Annotated in this window: 19 protein-coding genes; 5 read left to right on the top strand and 14 right to left on the bottom strand. The window is 69.9% G+C overall.

Going from position 1 to position 15919, the window contains the following annotated elements; all coding sequences use genetic code 11:
• Nucleotides 1-48: 48 nt before the first annotated feature.
• From panD to ACWDV4_RS05145, 3 genes are all read right to left on the bottom strand, one after another.
• The gene (gene panD / locus ACWDV4_RS05155) at nt 49-474 is read right to left on the bottom strand and encodes an aspartate 1-decarboxylase (RefSeq protein ID WP_449974980.1); all 426 of its coding nucleotides are present in this window, start codon (nt 472-474) and stop codon (nt 49-51) included.
• Nucleotides 475-493: 19 nt separating this feature from the next.
• Nucleotides 494-1360, bottom strand: a complete 867-nt coding sequence (gene panC / locus ACWDV4_RS05150) for a pantoate--beta-alanine ligase (protein ID WP_449975155.1) — start codon at nt 1358-1360, stop codon at nt 494-496.
• A 65-nt stretch (nt 1361-1425) separates the two neighbouring features.
• Nucleotides 1426-2292 carry a Rossmann-like and DUF2520 domain-containing protein gene (locus ACWDV4_RS05145; RefSeq protein ID WP_449975153.1) on the bottom strand — a complete coding sequence of 289 codons (867 nt, stop codon included), beginning with the start codon at nt 2290-2292 and terminating at the stop codon, nt 1426-1428.
• 269 nt (nt 2293-2561) lie between these two features.
• Here ACWDV4_RS05145 and ACWDV4_RS05140 point away from each other — a divergent pair, with 269 nt between their 5' ends.
• Nucleotides 2562-3662 (top strand): SAM-dependent methyltransferase, encoded by a 1101-nt coding sequence (locus ACWDV4_RS05140; RefSeq protein WP_449974978.1) that lies wholly within the window; start codon nt 2562-2564, stop codon nt 3660-3662.
• Nucleotides 3650-4843 carry an NADH-quinone oxidoreductase subunit D gene (locus tag ACWDV4_RS05135; protein ID WP_449974976.1) on the top strand — a complete coding sequence of 398 codons (1194 nt, stop codon included), beginning with the start codon at nt 3650-3652 and terminating at the stop codon, nt 4841-4843. The genes ACWDV4_RS05140 and ACWDV4_RS05135 overlap by 13 nt, the downstream gene beginning before the upstream one ends.
• Before the next feature lie 52 nt (nt 4844-4895).
• On the opposite strand, the gene ACWDV4_RS05130 is transcribed toward ACWDV4_RS05135, so the two are convergent.
• The 4 genes from ACWDV4_RS05130 to ACWDV4_RS05115 all read right to left on the bottom strand — a co-directional run bounded on the left by ACWDV4_RS05130 (nt 4896) and on the right by ACWDV4_RS05115 (nt 8809).
• Nucleotides 4896-5918 (bottom strand): hypothetical protein, encoded by a 1023-nt coding sequence (locus tag ACWDV4_RS05130; RefSeq protein ID WP_449974974.1) that lies wholly within the window; start codon nt 5916-5918, stop codon nt 4896-4898.
• 122 nt (nt 5919-6040) lie between these two features.
• A complete protein-coding gene (locus ACWDV4_RS05125; RefSeq protein WP_449974973.1) occupies nt 6041-7045 on the bottom strand; it encodes a glycine betaine ABC transporter substrate-binding protein in 1005 nt (334 codons plus the stop codon).
• A 269-nt stretch (nt 7046-7314) separates the two neighbouring features.
• The gene (locus tag ACWDV4_RS05120) at nt 7315-8043 is read right to left on the bottom strand and encodes an ABC transporter permease (protein WP_449974972.1); all 729 of its coding nucleotides are present in this window, start codon (nt 8041-8043) and stop codon (nt 7315-7317) included.
• 73 nt (nt 8044-8116) lie between these two features.
• Nucleotides 8117-8809 carry an ABC transporter permease gene (locus ACWDV4_RS05115; RefSeq protein ID WP_449974970.1) on the bottom strand — a complete coding sequence of 231 codons (693 nt, stop codon included), beginning with the start codon at nt 8807-8809 and terminating at the stop codon, nt 8117-8119.
• Between the two features lie 2 nt (nt 8810-8811).
• Here ACWDV4_RS05115 and ACWDV4_RS05110 point away from each other — a divergent pair, with 2 nt between their 5' ends.
• A complete protein-coding gene (locus tag ACWDV4_RS05110) occupies nt 8812-9840 on the top strand; it encodes an ABC transporter ATP-binding protein (RefSeq protein ID WP_449974969.1) in 1029 nt (342 codons plus the stop codon).
• A 159-nt stretch (nt 9841-9999) separates the two neighbouring features.
• On the opposite strand, the gene ACWDV4_RS05105 is transcribed toward ACWDV4_RS05110, so the two are convergent.
• The 7 genes from ACWDV4_RS05105 to folP form a co-directional block, all read right to left on the bottom strand.
• Nucleotides 10000-10491: a hypothetical protein gene (locus ACWDV4_RS05105; protein WP_449974968.1), complete on the bottom strand. Its 492-nt coding sequence runs from the start codon at nt 10489-10491 to the stop codon at nt 10000-10002.
• A gap of 148 nt (nt 10492-10639) precedes the next feature.
• Nucleotides 10640-10948: a hypothetical protein gene (locus ACWDV4_RS05100; protein ID WP_449974966.1), complete on the bottom strand. Its 309-nt coding sequence runs from the start codon at nt 10946-10948 to the stop codon at nt 10640-10642.
• Nucleotides 10949-11087: 139 nt separating this feature from the next.
• Entirely contained in the window at nt 11088-12335 is a 1248-nt protein-coding gene (locus tag ACWDV4_RS05095) for an ABC transporter permease (protein ID WP_449974965.1), read from the bottom strand.
• 183 nt (nt 12336-12518) lie between these two features.
• Complete coding sequence (locus ACWDV4_RS05090) at nt 12519-12986, bottom strand: DUF3180 domain-containing protein (protein WP_449975152.1); 468 nt, start codon at nt 12984-12986, stop codon at nt 12519-12521.
• Nucleotides 12987-13033: 47 nt separating this feature from the next.
• A complete protein-coding gene (gene folK, locus ACWDV4_RS05085; RefSeq protein WP_449974963.1) occupies nt 13034-13561 on the bottom strand; it encodes a 2-amino-4-hydroxy-6-hydroxymethyldihydropteridine diphosphokinase in 528 nt (175 codons plus the stop codon).
• A gap of 4 nt (nt 13562-13565) precedes the next feature.
• Entirely contained in the window at nt 13566-13925 is a 360-nt protein-coding gene (folB, locus tag ACWDV4_RS05080) for a dihydroneopterin aldolase (protein ID WP_449974962.1), read from the bottom strand.
• A complete protein-coding gene (gene folP, locus ACWDV4_RS05075; protein ID WP_449975150.1) occupies nt 13922-14821 on the bottom strand; it encodes a dihydropteroate synthase in 900 nt (299 codons plus the stop codon). Before folP ends, folB begins: the two co-directional genes overlap by 4 nt.
• Before the next feature lie 367 nt (nt 14822-15188).
• Between folP and ACWDV4_RS05070 the strand changes: the two genes are divergently transcribed.
• Together ACWDV4_RS05070 and ACWDV4_RS05065 are read left to right on the top strand one after the other, a co-directional pair.
• Nucleotides 15189-15503: a hypothetical protein gene (locus ACWDV4_RS05070; RefSeq protein ID WP_449974961.1), complete on the top strand. Its 315-nt coding sequence runs from the start codon at nt 15189-15191 to the stop codon at nt 15501-15503.
• 14 nt (nt 15504-15517) lie between these two features.
• Nucleotides 15518-15883 carry a hypothetical protein gene (locus tag ACWDV4_RS05065; RefSeq protein WP_449974960.1) on the top strand — a complete coding sequence of 122 codons (366 nt, stop codon included), beginning with the start codon at nt 15518-15520 and terminating at the stop codon, nt 15881-15883.
• Nucleotides 15884-15919 lie beyond the last annotated feature (36 nt).

Raw genomic sequence — 15919 nt, 5'->3', positions numbered from 1 at the left:
AGGGCCCCTTCCTATACAGAAAACGATAGGAAGGGGCCCTTCCTAACCTCAATTCGGGAGGGCGAGGTTGCTACGTACCGGGTCACCGGTCATACCGGGAACCGCCTCGGACGGATCGGCACCCAGCTCGATGATTCGGTTGTCGGCGTCGACATGCACGATCCTCGGCTGGTACGACCGCGCGGTCGCGTCGTCCATCTGCCCGTAGGAGATCAGGATGACCAGGTCACCGGGGTGCACCAGGTGGGCGGCGGCACCGTTGATACCGATCACCCCGCTACCCCGCTCGCCCGGAATGACGTACGTCTCCAGCCGGGCACCGTTGGTGATGTCCACGATGGCCACCTGCTCGCCCGGAATCAGGTCGGCGGCGTCGAGTAGATCCGCGTCCACCGTGACCGAGCCGACGTAGTGCAGATCCGCCTGGGTCACCGTGGCCCGGTGGATCTTCGACTTCAACATCGTGCGGAACATCAGCATTCCTTCTCGTCGATCAGGCATTCAGCGAGGACAATGAGGTCGGATCAAGTTGCACGGCGAGGTTGTCGATCAAACGGGTGTGCCCCACCCAGGCCGCCACCAGTAACCGCGCTGGCCCCTTCTCAGGCCCTGGCTCCAGATCTGGGTTGGTCAAGGCCAGATAGTCCAGCCGGACGTCGGCCGGGGCGTCGGCGAAGATCCGGTGCCCGGCGGCGAGAACGCCTTCGCCGTCCGCGCCGGCCTCGGCCGCCGCCACACCAGCCTGCAACGCCGCAGAGAGCAGCAACGCCCCCTGCCGCTGCTCGGACGAGAGGTAACGGTTGCGACTGGAGAGCGCCAGCCCGTCCGACTCCCGGACCGTGGGCACCCCGACGACCTCCACCGGCACATCCAGGTCCCGGACCATGCGGCGGATCAGTGTCAACTGCTGGTAGTCCTTCTCACCGAAGAACGCCAGATCCGGCCGCACCAGATGGAACAGCTTCAGCACCACGGTCAGGACGCCCTCGAAGAAGCCGGGCCGGCTACCCCCCTCCAGGTCGCCGCCGGGTACGCCCGGATCGACCCGGACGGTCGGTTCGCCGTACGGGTACATCTCGTTCCGCGTCGGCGCGAAGACCAGGTCGACCCCGGCCCGGCGACAGACCTCCAGGTCGGCGTCGAGGGTACGGGGATACCGGTCGAAGTCCTCGTTCGGCCCGAACTGGAGTGGGTTGACGAAGATCGTCGCCAGCACATGGTCGGCGCGTTCCCGGGCCGCCCGCAGCAACGACTCGTGGCCGGTGTGCAGGGCCCCCATGGTCATCACCACCGCGACCGTGCCCGTCAGCTCGGCCCGCCGGCCGACCAGTTCGGCCCGGGTCCGTACAACCTCGGTCATGCCGCCTCCGGTCCGCTCGTCGTCGCGTACCTCACGTCGTCCACCGCGGTCCCCGTTCAGGTCGCTCATGGCACCGCTTCTCGGTGCCGGTTGGCCAGTACTTCCAGCAGCGACTCGGCGTCGGCCGGCCGCAGTCGCCCGGCGGCGATCGCCCGGTCGGCGGTGCGCTGGGCCAGCGCCAGGTAGCCGGGCACCGACTCCGGCGCGGTGCTGGCCAGCCGGTCCAAATGGCGCGCCACCGTGCCGGCGTCGCCCCGGGAGACCGGCCCGGTCAGCGCCGCGTCACCGAGCCGCAACGCGTTCTCCAGGGCGGCGCGCAGCAGCGGGCCGAGCACCTTCGCCGGATCCGCCACGCCCGCGTCGCGCAGCCGGTCCGCCGCCTCGTTGACCAGGGTGACCAGGTGGTTCGCGCCGTGGGCCAGCGCTGCGTGGTAGAGCGCCCGGTCCCGTTCCGCCACCCATTCGGGTACGCCGCCCAGGTCGGCGACCAGGCGCGCGGCGAGCGGACGCAGCTCGGCGGGGGCGGTCACGCCGTACGAGATGCCGGGCAGCCGGTCCAGGTCGTCGGCGGTGCCGGTGAAGGTCATCGCCGGGTGTACGGCCAGCGGCCGGGCCCCGGCCAGCGCCGCCGGTTCCAGCACGGTCAGCCCGTGGGCACCGGAGGTGTGCAGGACGACCTGCCCCGGGCGCAGCGCCCCCACCTCGACCAGTCCGGTCACCACCGGGGCGAGTGAATCGTCCGGTACCGCGATCACCAGCAGGTCGGTCGCGGCGTGGGCCACCTCGTCGACGGGCAGGTTGGCGGTCCCGGGTAGTAGTTGGGCGATCCGGGCCCGGGCAGCGGTGGAGAGTCCCGATGCGGCGACGATCGGATGGCCGGTACGGCCCAGCGCGGCGGCGAGCACCGCTCCCACCCGACCGGCACCGATCACTCCGGTGGTGAGATAGCGGCCGGGGCGGTCCGGGACGGCCAAGGGTGCACCGGCCGATGCGGCGGCCCCGCTGGGGCCAGCCGAAAGCGGACGCAGCGGTGCGTTCATGACGATGATCCAGTCCTCGGGAGTGGGTACCGGTCGATCGCAAGTATGCGCCGCGCGCGCGGAGGCCAGACAAGGATGTGTGAAAACCTTCACCACCGGTACGGGTCCGCCGCCGGCCTGGAGGCCGCCCGGCGTCGACGGACAACCCGTAGCCTCTGGTGATGCCCCTCACCTGGCGGAATGCGATGGCCGCCGCACTGTACGGACCGGATGGCTTCTTCGTTACCGGTGCCGGACCGGCGGCACACTTCCGGACCAGTGTGCACGCCTCCCCCGCCTTCGCGATGGCGGTTATCCGGCTGCTCGACCAGCTGGACGAGACGCTTGGTCGGCCCGACCGGCTGGATGTGGTCGACGTCGGCGCGGGTCGGGGTGAGCTGCTCACCGCTCTGGCTGGTTACGCCCCGCCCGGGCTGCGCCGCCGGCTCCGGCTGACCGCCGTGGAACTCGCCCCCAGACCGGGGACGCTGCCGGCGGAGATCGAGTGGTGCGATGTCCCGCCCGACGGGGTGACCGGTCTGTTGCTCGCCACCGAGTGGCTGGACAACGTGCCCCTTGACGTGGTCGAACCCGTACCGCCGGAGTCGAACCCGGCCGCGCCGACCGGCCCGGTAGCAGGCAATACCGGCCCGGCGGTGAGCAAGACCGGCCCGGTAGCAGGCGGGACCGGGACCGCCGGCTGGCAACGGATCATGGTCGATCCGATGACCGGTACCGAGTCGCCGGGGCCGGCTATCGATCATCCGGCCGAGGCCGAGTGGCTGGCCACCTGGTGGCCGGAGGCGCCGGGCGGGCGAGCCGAGCTGGGCCTGTCCCGGGACATCGCCTGGGCCGGGGCGGTGGCCCGGATCGACCGGGGGCTGGCGCTCTGCGTCGACTACGGCCACCTGGCCAGGAATCGGCCGACGGCCGGGAGTCTCACCGGGTTCCTCGCCGGCCGTCAGGTGCCGCCGATCCCGGACGGGTCCCGGGACATCACCGCACACGTCGCCATCGACTCGGTGGCGGCGGCCGGCTCGGTGCCGGCTGGGCTGCCGTACACGCTGCTCACCCAGGGGGAGGCGCTGCGGGCGCTCGGGGCGGACGGCGGACGCCCCCCGCTGGCGCTGGCCAGCACCGACCCGGTCGGGTACGTCCGGGCGCTGGCCGCCGCCTCGGCGGTGGCCGAACTGACCGACCCGACCGGCCTCGGCGGCCACTGGTGGCTGCTCCAGCCGGTCGGTGTGGACCCGGTGGCGCTCATGGCACGATGGCGGGCATGACCACCGAGACCGGAGCGCTGCGCGAGTTGACCGTCGGCACCGGAGCGGGCCTGGTCGCCGGTATCTCCGACGACCGGCAGCAGCTCGGCACCGACATGGTGCTCAACATCGGGCCGCAGCACCCGTCCACGCACGGGGTACTCCGACTCAAGCTGGTGCTGGACGGCGAACGGGTGGTCTCCTGCGAGCCCATCGTCGGCTACATGCACCGGGGCGCGGAGAAACTCTTCGAGGTACGCGACTACCGGCAGATCATCGTGCTGGCCAACCGGCACGACTGGCTCTCCGCCTTCTCCAACGAGCTGGGCGTGGTGCTCGCCGTCGAGCGGCTGATGGGCATCGAGGTGCCGGAGCGGGCGATCTGGCTACGTACCGCGCTGGCCGAACTCAACCGGGTGCTCAACCACCTGATGTTCCTCGGCTCCTACCCCATGGAGATCGGCGCGATCACGCCGATGTTCTACGCGTTCCGCGAGCGCGAAACGCTCCAGGCGGTGATGGAGGAGGCCAGCGGGGGCCGAATCCACTACATGTTCAACCGGATCGGTGGGCTCAAGGAGGAGGTCCCGGCCGGGTGGACCCGCCGGGCCCGGGAGGCGATCGGCGAGGTCCGTCGGCGGATGCCGGACCTGGACAATGTGATCCGGCGTAACGAGATCTTCCTGGCCCGTACCGTCGGGGTGGGGGTGCTCACCGCCGAGCAGGCCGCCGCGTTCGGAGCCTCCGGCCCGGTCGGTCGCGCCTCCGGTCTCGACCTCGACCTGCGCCGGGACGACCCCTATCTGGCGTACGGGTCGCTCGACGTGCCGCTGGTGACCCGGACGACCGGCGACTGCCACGCCCGGTTCGAGGTGCTGCTCGACCAGGTGTACGTCTCGCTCGACCTGGCCGAACAGTGCCTCGATCAGGTGGACCAGCTGACCGGCCCGGTGAACGTCCGCCTGCCGAAGGTGGTGAAGGCCCCGGAGGGGCACACCTACGCGTGGACCGAGAATCCACTCGGCATCAACGGCTACTACCTGGTCTCCCGGGGGGAGAAGACCCCGTGGCGGCTGAAGCTGCGCACCGCGTCGTACGCCAATGTGCAGGCGCTCGCCACGCTGCTGCCGGGCTGCCTGGTGCCGGATCTGATCGCCATCCTCGGTTCGATGTTCTTCGTCGTCGGCGACATCGACAAGTAGGCGGCATCGACAGGTAGCCGCCCGGGCTGACCGGCGCAGCAAACCGCGCCGGTCAGCGCCAACGGGGGTCGTCCGGAGAGCCCTGGCTCCGATCGGCGACGGGTCCGCCCTCAGCCCGGCGGGCACCACCGGCCCGAGGTACGTCGTCCAGCGGCGGATAGCCGTACGCTTCGTCGCCGCCGGCATGGCGGGAACGGAGCGGATCCCGATCCGGCCCGTCCCAGGTCGGTGGCCGTGGCCCGGCCGGCCCACTCGGCTCGGCCGCTGCCCGGTGGCCACCTGTCCGGTGCCCGTCGGAGCGCAGGCTGGACCAGTAGCCGTCCTCGTCGGCAGAGCCCTCGTCGGCTCCGTACCGGCCCGGTCCGGTAGCGCCCTGCCGATCCTCGGCGCGCTGGTCGGTCCAGGAACTCTCGTCGGGACCGGCGGGGCGCCGGCCTCGGGACGGCGATTCGGACCAGTCCTCGTCGGCGCCATGACGCTGCCCCCGGCCGCCATAGACGTTGCTGCCGTAAACATTGCCGGTGTCGGGTTCGGGCGGCCCGGCAGCGGTCTGCCGAGCGGCGGCCGGGGCGCTTCCGGCGGGTCGGACCGCCGCAGCGGGCACCTGCTGCCTCGGCACCGGGTCTGGAGCAGCGGCCCGCCGGCCGGTCCGGGACGGTCCGGTGACCGCACCGGTCGCCGGCTCCACTCGACCGAGTCGGGCCGGGTCGGGTGCCCCCCGTCCCGCTTCGACGCTCTGGTAGAGGACCTGTAGCTTCTCGCCGAACGCCTTGTGCGTCGCACGGGCTGCGGTCTCGATGTCCTTACGGAGACCTTCCCGCAGTTCGTCGATCTCGTCGAAGACCAGTTCCTCAAGTTCGTCACGCAACGCATCTGTTGACGGTCGCAACGCAATCGACAGACCGATCAGTACGACAGTGAGGATGGCCAGCACGGCGGCGATCCGCAACACCGCATTGCCATCCCCCACCAGCAGCAACAACGCCGCAATCGGGGCTAGCCCGACACCGGCCCAGAAGAGCATGGTGAGCAGTGGTTTCCGACGCGGCTTCTTGATGGCTTCCGGGGAAGGCATGGCAGTGAAGCCTACCCACAGTTCCTAAAAGACGCGAAACGCGGCCGGCACCATGTCGTGGTGCCGGCCGCGTGTGGGTCGCGTTCGTTGGGCCGACCACCAGCGGCCGACCCGACGAATCCTCAGCTCGTGGCGAGGGTGCCGTCCGTGGAGAAGACCAGGCCAACACTGGCCTTGCCCGTCTTCAGGGCCGACTGGGTCTGCGGGCCGCCCGCATCGAGGGAGCTGAACTCACCGGCCTTGAAGTTGTAGACCTGGACCAACCCGGCCTGGCACTTGGGTCGCTGCGGGCATTCCGGCGGGCCAGCGAGAACCGTGGCCTTGCCCGAGCACTTCTCAGCCAGTTCCGAGAGCGTCCGTACGCCGTACTTGTCGGCGAACTCCCGGGTCACCGCGAAGGCGTTCTGGGTCTGTGCTGCGGACGGGGCACCGAAGACGAGGCCGCTCTTCTCACCCAAAGTCCGGAGGCCGGTCACGGTCTTGTCCACGTCCGGGTCGGAGACCGCCGGTGCGTTGGCCCCGTTGAGCTTGCCGTTGAGGAAGTCCGCCATCGTGGCGGCGTACTCCGGCACCACCTGGACCTCGCCCTTCTCCAGCGCCTGGGCGTACAGCTCGCGGTTGCCGATCTGCTGGACCTCGACCTGGTAGCCAGCGGCGGTGAGCACGATCCGATACAGGTCGCCGAGGATCTGGCTCTCCTTGAAGTTGGCCGCCCCGACGACGATCGACCCACCCGGCCCCTTGGCGAGGCCGGCGGTCAGGTTGTTGGCGGCGGCGAACTCCTCGGCGGCGACCTTGGGGGTCTTACGGTCAAGGTCGACCGCCTTGTTGAGCTTGATCATTTTCTCGGTGTCGAGCGCGGCGGAGACCTTGTCGAGTGCCGCGATCAGTGCCGGGGTGGCGGCCTTGGCATTGATCGCCGGGATGATGTTGTCGGCGTTCTGGAGCTTCTTGTCGTCGGCGAGGACGACGAGCTGGCTGCCGGCCACCGGAGCACAGCCGGCACCGGCCGCCTCGGTGTCCGGAGCCTGAGTGCCCGAAGAACCGGCGTCCCCACAGCCGGTAAGGAATCCTGCGGCAGCGAGGGCACCCACCGCACCTATCACCAAACGTGTTCTCGCGCGCATGATCGCCCGCCTCCCGTGTCCCGGCGCGACCCACTCTGGGCCGGCCGCGTGTCCGACGGGCGCCGTAACGCGAGAAACGCCCGCGACTTCCACGAAACATCCTCACGGGCGAGGCCGCCACCGTAGCGCCAGGTTGTCACCAGATCGTCACTAAAATCGGCCGTACCGACCCGATCGGGGGAAACCAGGCTCAGTGGCTGGATCAGCCAGTTCGAGTAGTTAGCCCAGCCGCCGCTGGCCCGGTTACCGACCAGGTGGGGTTGGCCCGGTTACCGGCCGGTCACCGCGTCTGCCGCCCGCTGGTCGGCGCGGGCGGTGGTCCGGGTACGCCGCAACGGGCGCGGAGTGATCACTCGCTCGACGAACGCCAGAAGCAGCTCGACCAGGAGCGCTAGCAGGGCAACCAGCACCCCGCCGGCCAGGATCTGACCACCACCTACCGAGATGCCCAGCCCGAACCCGGCGCTGATGATCTGTCCCAGGCCACCGCCGTTGACGAAGGAGGCCAGTGCCGCGGTCGCCACCACCTGCACCGCGGCGGTACGGAACCCGGCGGCAAGGTAGGGCACCGCCAACGGCAGCTCCACCCGGCGCAGCAACTGCCCACCGGAGAGGCCCATCCCTCGGGCCGCGTCCCGGGTCTCCGGATCGACCTGACGCACCCCGGTGTACGCGTTCGCCAGTAACGGGGGCACCGCGAACACCGCCAGCGCGATGATCACCGGTGGCTGACCGAACCCGAGGAAGGTCAACGGCAGGATGGTCAGCAGCGCGATGGTGGGGATGGCCAGGGTCAAATTGGAGATCAACACGACCAGGCCACCGCCCCGGCCAATGTGCCCCAACCACAGACCGATCGGCCAGGCCACCAGGCAGCCGAGCGCCACCGCCGCCGCCGAGATGACCAGGTGCTCGCCGAGCCGGTCGAGAATCCCGCCCGGGTTGGTCCAGTTCAACGGGTCGTTGAACCACACCAGCGCCTGCTCGATCGGATTCATCGCTGCTCGCTCCTCGGGCTTACGGCCGCTTCGGCGATGGCGGTCATCGGACGGCCCACACAAACATCCGTGGTCATCGGACGGCCCGGCGGGAGAGCCATGGGGTCAACAGCCGCCCCACCCCGGCCAGCACGAGGTCGAGCACCAGGGCCAGCCCCACGGAGAGGATCGTGCCGGTGACGATCTCCGCCTTGTAGAAGTTGTTCCGGAAGCCGGTCAGGATCAGGTCGCCGAGGCCGCCGTACCCGATAAGCGCACCGACCGTGACCAGGGCCACGGTGGAGACGGTGGCGAGTCGGATACCGGTGATGATGCCGGGCAGGGCCAGCGGCAGGTCGATCCGGAGCAGCTGGCCGAACCTGCCGTACCCCATTCCCTGCGCCGCGTCCCGGGCCTCCGCCGGCACCTGATTCAGCCCGGCCAGGGTGTTACGGATCACCAGTAGCAACGCGTAGAGCACCAACGCGATCAGCACCGATGCGGGATTGGTGGTGCCCACGTACGGGGCGACGAAGGCGAGCAGGGCCAGCGACGGGATCGTGTAGAGCACCCCGGATAGTGCGAGAATCGGACCGGTGAGCGGCCGGAACCAGTACGCCAGCACGGCCAGCGGGATCGCCACCACCGCGGCGATCGCCACCGCCTGTCCGGTGAGCAGGATGTGCTCCTGCAACGCGTCGATGATGGTCTCCGAGTTGTCCCGCAGGTATTGCCAGGAGAACCACGGGTTTCCCGGGTCTTCCCGGTAGACCAGGCGGAAGGACATACGTGGACGTTACCCGTAGCAACGACACCTCCGCCGTACCCGGCGGGCTGCCGACCAGTGCCGCGGCGATCAGCCTGGCCGGGGTACGCAAGGAGTATCCCGACGGGACGGTGGCAGTCGACGAGCTGAGCCTGGACATCTCCGCTGGTGAACTGGCGGTGCTCATCGGCCCCTCCGGCTGCGGCAAGTCCACCGTGCTCCGAATGGTCAACCGGCTCATCGAGCCAACCGCCGGCCGGATCCTGCTGGACGGCGAGGACGTCACCCGGGTCGATCCGGTCCAGCTACGCCGACGCATCGGCTACGTGATCCAGAACGTGGGACTCTTCCCACATCAGACGATCAGCGCGAACGTCGGCACCGTACCTCGCCTGCTCGGCTGGTCCCGGACCCGGATCAAGAGCCGCTCCGACGAACTGCTCGACCTGGTGGGTCTGGACCCCAGCCGGTACGGCGGACGCTATCCGCACGAGCTCTCCGGCGGCCAGCGGCAGCGGGTCGGCGTGGCCCGGGCACTGGCGGCCGATCCGGTCGTACTGCTGATGGACGAGCCGTTCTCGGCGGTGGACCCGATCGCCCGTACCCGGCTCCAGGAGGAGTTCCTCCGCTTGCAGGCAGAGGTACGCAAGACCATCGTGCTGGTCACCCACGACCTGGACGAGGCGGTACGCCTCGGTGACCGGATCGCGGTGCTCTCCCAGGGCGGCCGGTTGGAGCAGTACGCGGCACCATCCACCCTGCTCGGCGAACCTGCGACGCCGTTCGTACGGGAATTCGTCGGAGCCGACCGGGGCATCCGACGACTCGCCGTCACTCCGGTCACCACGGAGCTGTTGGATCCGCTCCCGGCAACCGATGGCGATGCGCAACTACCCACCGTGGCCCTGGGCAGCTCGCTCTACGACGCGCTCGCCCGGTTGCTCGTCACCAACGCCGACCAGGCCCGGGTCGTCGAGGGTGACCGGCCGGTGGGACTGCTGACCAGGCACCGCATCCTCACCATCGACTACCCCGCCGACCAGAACGGCTGACCGACGGTCCCGCGAACGCCACCCGGCTGACCGCTACTGCGCCAACGGGTGGCATCAAGGATCCGACTGTCGGCGACGCGACCTGCTTGGGCGCGGACGCCAACGCGCGGCCGGACCCGGGGAGGACAGATCCGGCCGCGCGTGGCGGGGGAGGAAGGTCTAGTGGGTTCCCCGTCGGCCGCCCAACGTGGCGATGCCGACGATCCAGCCGACGAACAAGCCGTACCCGGCACCGTCGCCAGCGGCCTGGAACGCGCCCAGCAGCGACGGGTCGGTCTGGATCAGGGTGGTGAGTAGCGCCGCGAAGGCACCGGCGAAGACGTACGCGGCCCAGCCGGCGAAGAGCTGGCTGAGTGTGCCCCTCGCTCGGGCCAGTTGCGAGCCGGGAAGCAGGGTGAGGAAGAGGGCGGTCAGTACGACGACCAGAATGGCCTTCAGGTCGGTGGCCAGTACGTTCTGGACCGAGTCGTCGGAGTCGAACCGCCAGGCGGGCCAGGCCAGCAGCCGCAGGAACCAGCCACCAGCCGTGCCGGCGTCAGCGTTGCGCTGCGCCCAGTCGTTGTACCAGGGACTACCGAAGATCAGCACTAGGAGGAGGGCGGCCAAGGTGCCCGCACCCGTTGCTGTTCGATAGCGGTTGGTGAGAGCCATGCCTGAGCTATTGCCCGGCCGACTCCGCTCAGTAAACCTGTTCGATCGACACGCGGGCATATGCCCGATTCGCCCCGCCGCACCGGCACCGACACCGGGGCGATCGGATCCATCGACGGGTCCGTCGAGAGAGTCGCGGAGCGACTCGTCAGTGCTTCATCAGATAGTCGATGAAGGCGGCGCGCAGCAGGGGCTCGTTCTCCTCGTACCCGTGGCCGGTGAGTTCGCGCCAGAGCGCCACGGCCTCGTCGATGGTCGGCCCGACCGAATTGGGCGCACCGTCCAACGCCTCGGCCTCGTCCGCGTTGGGCAGATGCTGGAGCAGCTCCCAGAAGAAGCCCACATCACGACGCTCCCGGGCCAACTCGAAGGCCCGCTCCCGAAGCTCCTCAGTGGGCAGCGCGTCCAGCTCGGCAAAACTGGTACCGGCCGGACGATCGGCTGACGATTCGGTCATGATGCTGAGCCTAGGGCATGCTCGTGGGATCCGCTGGCGGCCGCGACGGTACGCACGGGCCGACGGCGTACCCGGGCCGACGATCGCGCACGCAGACCGACGGCGTGGGTGCCCGAGTGGCGGTGACCGGGACGATCGGTCACCGGTCCGTCGTGTCCCATCGGTCGGTACGCCACGACTCGTCCCGGCTCCCGACCGGTTGCGCGGGTAACACGGCGGACCAGGAATCCGGTCGTTCCGTGGGATAGGTCCCCCACCCTCGGTCGTCCCGGTCGTCAGCTCCGACCACCGGTGGGGCGGACACGACGACAGCCGACCGAGGGCGGCCGTAGGACTCCACCAGCCGGGTCACCACGAGACCGGCAGCCAACGCGCCCCCCGCTACCGCGTAGGGCGAGACGTCCCACCCCTGCCCATCGGCATAAGCGCCGAGCAGGGTGACCAGCACGACCCCGAGAATCGTGCCGAGGACGCCACCTCGGCGGCCGAAGGCGCTGGTACCGCCGAACAGGGCGATACCCAGGGCCAGACCGGTCCACTCGATTCCCGGCGTCGGAGCCACCGAACCGTCCCCGCCGGTGCCGAGCAGGGCACCGGCGGTCATCGCGAAGAGCATCGACACGACGATCGCCGTCCCCGTGAACAACGCAGCAAGCCCACCCGCACGCTGAGCCGGGTCGCCGACCGGCCGAAATCGGCCAACCACGCGGCGGACCGCCCCGATACTGCCGAAGACACCCCCCAGCACCGCCAGGGCCACAAAACCACCGAACAGATAGATGGAAGCCTGGGTCGGATCGAAGTCGCCCTGCACGTCCACCGGGCCGGAACGCTGCTGGATGAAGACGATGGCCCCCATCCCGGCGGCGAGACTGGCCGCCCAGCCCGGCACATGCAGACCCACCACCAGGATCGCCACCACCAGGCCGGTCGCCACCACCGCAACCACGGCCGGCAGCATCGCCGGCAGCACACCCCGGTCGCCGTTCTCGGCCAGGTGCAGCGCCGACGCGATCGCCACCGGACCTACCGCGAGGTTGGGGGCGCTGGCCCGCAAACTCAGGCCGGCACCGAGAACGAGCAGGCCGAGGGCCGCCCCGAAGACCAACAGGGAGTCCAACTCGGCACCGCGTACCGCCGCCGGATGGTCGCGGTAGAGCAGATAGGCCACCACCGCCACCGCGACGAGCAACACCGTCTCCCAGGCCACGTGGACGGCGATCCGGTCCCGGCCCGATGCGGCCGACGCCGGCTCGCAGGTGTCCGCCGCAGGCCCGCTCGCTTCGGGTACGGCGTCCGGGGCCGATGCCCGGTGCCGAGCCGCCGCGCCGAACCGTTCCGCGTGGTCGGGGTCCTGCGGCCGGTAGATCGGATCGTCGTATGCCATCCCGCACGCCTCCCTGGTCGGTCGGCCGACAAACGAGGTCTCGCGGCGTGGTGCGGGACCCGACCCGGCCGAACTCGCCCGGCGCCCAATCCGGAAGTGATTCGGATTGACCCGGTCGCAGGCACGGTACTCGCGTCTATGTCTGCGCGTAACCCCTTGTGCCGGGGAAGCTTCCCGTCCGCGCTATGCGCGCCGGTCCTCCGGCTTCTTCTCCTCGTCCGGCGGCTCGGGCACCCGGCAGGACCGTTCCAGCCAGAGCGCCGCCGCAACCAGGGCCAGGGACGCGATCAGACCCGCGCTGGCCGCCGGTACGTCGTTCGCGGCCGCCCGGGTCGGCTCGACGACCAACCAACCGGTGAAACCGGCGTAGAAGCCGGCGAAGATGGCGCCGGCCAGGGAGGACGCCTTGGCCAGCACCACGAACCGGGCCACGGCGAGCGGGTCGACCGGGTCTCGACCGGGCCGGCGGTGGATCCGGGCGCGGGTGTTCGCCGCGACGTACGCCTCCAGGGCGGCGAGCCCGGCGATCGTCGCCGCCGGCAGCCACGGCAGTCCGGGGATGTACCGGTAGAAGGCGCTGATCAGTAACCAGGCCAGGGCGGCCGCGCCCAGCCCGAACACCACCAGGGTGGCCGGACGGGTAGGTCCCATCCGGGGACGCTCCGGTGCCGGGCCACGTGGTGGGGTCGGTCGCTCGCTCATCCAGTCGACTCTAACCGCAGATCCGTCCGGGGGCGCAGGTCCAGCGCGTCCGCCGCCAACGGCTCGGTGTTCAGCAGATCGGTCAGCCAGCCGTGACCGGGCAGTTCCCCGTACGGCTGAATGTCGATCCACGGGCGCAGCACGAACGCCCGCAGGTGGGCCCGGGGGTGCGGCAGGGTCAGTTCCGGGTCGTCACTGAACACCGGCTCGCCAGCGGCGTCCCAGACCGCGATCACGTCGACGTCCAGGCTGCGCGGCCCGAACCGACGGTCCGGGTCACGGACCCGCCCGGCCGTCCCCTCGATCGCCCGGGCCCGGTCCAGCCAGTCCCGAGCGGTGGCGGCCGGATCGTCCACCAACAACACCGCGTTCAGGTACGCCGGCTGGTCCGCATCCCCCCACGGCGGCGTCTCATAGACCCCGGAGGAGACCAGAAGTACGTCCTGCAGCGCGGTAACGGCCTCGCGTAGGTGGGCGATCCGATCGCCAAGATTGCTGCCGAGCGAGAGCACGGCCCGAGTCATCGGTTCACCTCCGCCTGGTCATGGTCACTGCCACGTCGGCGAAGTCGTGCGGAATCGGCGCCTGTGGTTTGTGCACGGTCACCGTCGCCGCAGCCACCCGCTGGTCGGCCAGGCAGGCGGCGGCGAGCCGGTCGGCCAGGGTCTCGATGAGGTTCACCGGCTCCCCGGTCACGATGGCGACCAGCTCCTCGGCGAGTTCGCCGTAGTGGACCGTGTCGGCCACGTCGTCCGAGCGGGCCGCTGGGCCGAGGTCCAGTTCGAGCGTCACGTCGACGATGAAGTCCTGCCCCTCGACGCGTTCGAAGTCGTAGACCCCGTGCCGACCCCGTGCCCGCAGGCCGGTGAGCACGATCCGGTCGGTCATCGAGCCACCTCCTCGGCCACAATCGTCTCCGCTGCCTCGTTGCCGACCATCTCGTTGCCGACCGTCCCTTTCTCGACCGTCTCCTTCTCGGCCCCCACCAGCCGGGGCCGCCCGCTGGCCTGCCAGACCGCGAGCGCGTCCCGGGTGGCGCGTACGTCGTGCACGCGTACTCCCCAGGCCCCGGCAGCCACCGCGAGCACGCTGGTGGCGATGGTCGCCGCCTCCCGCTCGTCGGTCGGCCGGGCGGCACCGTCCGGCCCGGCGAGGAGCGCCCCCAGATAGGACTTGCGACTGGCCGCGAAGAGCAGTGGGTATCCGAGCGTCAGTAGCTCCGGCAGCCGGGCGGTGAGCTGCCAGTTGTCGGCCGGACGTTTGGCGAAGCCGAGTCCAGGGTCGATGACGATCCGATCGGCGGCGACCCCGGCGGTGAGCGCCTCCTCGATCCGCTGGGCCAGTTCGACGCGTACGTCCGCGACCACGTCCGAGTAGTTGGCCAGGCTCCGCATCTGTTTGGCATGCCCGCGCCAGTGCATAAGCACCCACGGGCAGCCCGCATCCGCCACCACTCGGGCCATTTCCGGATCGGCCAGTCCGCCGGAGACGTCGTTGACGACGGTCGCCCCGGCGGCCAGCGCCGCCGCCGCCACCCTGGCTCGGGTGGTGTCGATGCTCATCGGCACCCCCGCCGCCGCCAACTCCCGGATCACCGGCAGCACCCGGGCACACTCGGTCTCCGAATCCACCCGACCCGCCCCGGGTCGGGTGGATTCGCCGCCCACATCGACCAGGTCGGCACCGTCCTGGCGCAGGTGTACGCCGTGCCGTACGGCCGAGTCGAGGTCGGCCCACCGCCCGCCGTCGGAGAACGAGTCGGGGGTGACGTTGAGAACGCCCATCACGACCGGAGAGTCCGATCGCAGCACATCAGTCACGGCTAGACGTTACCTACCGGCGTTAAGCCGCACGCCAGCCGTATCGACTAGAACAGGTGTACTATTGCCAACCCGAAAGGCCCCACCGAGTGACGCTCTTCGTAGCTTGTTCGATCCAAGGGCGCGCCGTACGCTTTGCACTTGCATGACATCCAGTTGGCGAAGCTTGAGGAGATGGGCCGAAGCGGGAGAAAACGCCCAGAAAGCGTCACCTTTCGTGACGGACGGGAAACGCAGGGTCAAATGACACTGCTTCCGACCCAGTGTTTCCGTCAGGGGCCAGACAACTGCAGTGCCGCGGCCACGCCAGCCGCGCCTTGGGGAGGTTGCAATGATCGCCATGGAGTTCGTGGACACGGCATGGACGACTGCCACACACGCCCTCCAAACGCTCGCGCTCGTACCCATAGCGGAGCCAGCCCCCAAGGGCATCGCCACCGAGAACATCGTCGGCTTCTTCGCCAGCAAGGTCGCACCGATCCTGCTCGCCGTCCTCGGCGTCATCTTCATCGGCCGGGCCAGCCGCGGTGAGATCTCCAAGGTGCTGACCAGCTCAGCGATCGCGATCGTCGGTCTCGCATTCATCGCCGGCGCCGCCACGCTGTTCTTCGTCGGCGACTACCTCATCAACCTGATCTTCGAATAGGTGCGGGGCACGAGATGCGGCTGCGCACCGACGACGACATCTATCGGGCCCGTCTGGTCTACCTCGGCCCGCCCGGATACACGCTGCCAGTCCACCTGCCCTACGCGCAGTACGGGCTGTTCATCGTGTTGGTACCGCTCTACATGTTCATCCACTGGCTGTTCACGCTCAACGTCGAGCTGTTCCCGGCCTGGGAGATCGCGCTGGCGATCGTCACGACATCCTTCATCTTCCGCCACGTCGACCCCGACCGGCCGGCCCGCGTGGTCATCCGTACCGCACTGACCGACTGGCGACGCAACCGCGAGCCGGCCACGGAGCAACGCGACCCTCGACTGGTCGCGACCGGAATCCGGATCCGGGAGGAGCTGCTGGCATGAGGCAACCCGGTGGGCGAGTCGTCAGGCTCGGCGTGG

The sequence above is a fragment of the Micromonospora sp. NPDC003197 genome, from assembly GCF_053590565.1.
Note: the sequence above shows the minus strand (reverse complement) of the source record. Positions and strands in the feature narration are given on the sequence as shown.

What these genes read in the sequence shown, in the direction of transcription:
- ACWDV4_RS05115 (WP_449974970.1), bottom strand. Translation starts at nt 8,809, where the DNA reads ATGTCCTTCCGCCTGGTCTACCGGGAAGACCCGGGAAACCCGTGGTTC.
- ACWDV4_RS05070 (WP_449974961.1), top strand. Translation starts at nt 15,189, where the DNA reads ATGATCGCCATGGAGTTCGTGGACACGGCATGGACGACTGCCACACAC.
- ACWDV4_RS05120 (WP_449974972.1), bottom strand. Translation starts at nt 8,043, where the DNA reads ATGAATCCGATCGAGCAGGCGCTGGTGTGGTTCAACGACCCGTTGAAC.
- ACWDV4_RS05135 (WP_449974976.1), top strand. Translation starts at nt 3,650, where the DNA reads ATGGCGGGCATGACCACCGAGACCGGAGCGCTGCGCGAGTTGACCGTC.
- panD (WP_449974980.1), bottom strand. Translation starts at nt 474, where the DNA reads ATGTTCCGCACGATGTTGAAGTCGAAGATCCACCGGGCCACGGTGACC.
- ACWDV4_RS05095 (WP_449974965.1), bottom strand. Translation starts at nt 12,335, where the DNA reads ATGGCATACGACGATCCGATCTACCGGCCGCAGGACCCCGACCACGCG.
- ACWDV4_RS05125 (WP_449974973.1), bottom strand. Translation starts at nt 7,045, where the DNA reads ATGCGCGCGAGAACACGTTTGGTGATAGGTGCGGTGGGTGCCCTCGCT.
- ACWDV4_RS05100 (WP_449974966.1), bottom strand. Translation starts at nt 10,948, where the DNA reads ATGACCGAATCGTCAGCCGATCGTCCGGCCGGTACCAGTTTTGCCGAG.
- panC (WP_449975155.1), bottom strand. Translation starts at nt 1,360, where the DNA reads ATGACCGAGGTTGTACGGACCCGGGCCGAACTGGTCGGCCGGCGGGCC.
- ACWDV4_RS05130 (WP_449974974.1), bottom strand. Translation starts at nt 5,918, where the DNA reads ATGCCTTCCCCGGAAGCCATCAAGAAGCCGCGTCGGAAACCACTGCTC.
- ACWDV4_RS05140 (WP_449974978.1), top strand. Translation starts at nt 2,562, where the DNA reads ATGCCCCTCACCTGGCGGAATGCGATGGCCGCCGCACTGTACGGACCG.
- ACWDV4_RS05090 (WP_449975152.1), bottom strand. Translation starts at nt 12,986, where the DNA reads ATGGGACCTACCCGTCCGGCCACCCTGGTGGTGTTCGGGCTGGGCGCG.
- folP (WP_449975150.1), bottom strand. Translation starts at nt 14,821, where the DNA reads ATGGGCGTTCTCAACGTCACCCCCGACTCGTTCTCCGACGGCGGGCGG.
- ACWDV4_RS05105 (WP_449974968.1), bottom strand. Translation starts at nt 10,491, where the DNA reads ATGGCTCTCACCAACCGCTATCGAACAGCAACGGGTGCGGGCACCTTG.
- folK (WP_449974963.1), bottom strand. Translation starts at nt 13,561, where the DNA reads ATGACTCGGGCCGTGCTCTCGCTCGGCAGCAATCTTGGCGATCGGATC.
- ACWDV4_RS05065 (WP_449974960.1), top strand. Translation starts at nt 15,518, where the DNA reads ATGCGGCTGCGCACCGACGACGACATCTATCGGGCCCGTCTGGTCTAC.
- folB (WP_449974962.1), bottom strand. Translation starts at nt 13,925, where the DNA reads ATGACCGACCGGATCGTGCTCACCGGCCTGCGGGCACGGGGTCGGCAC.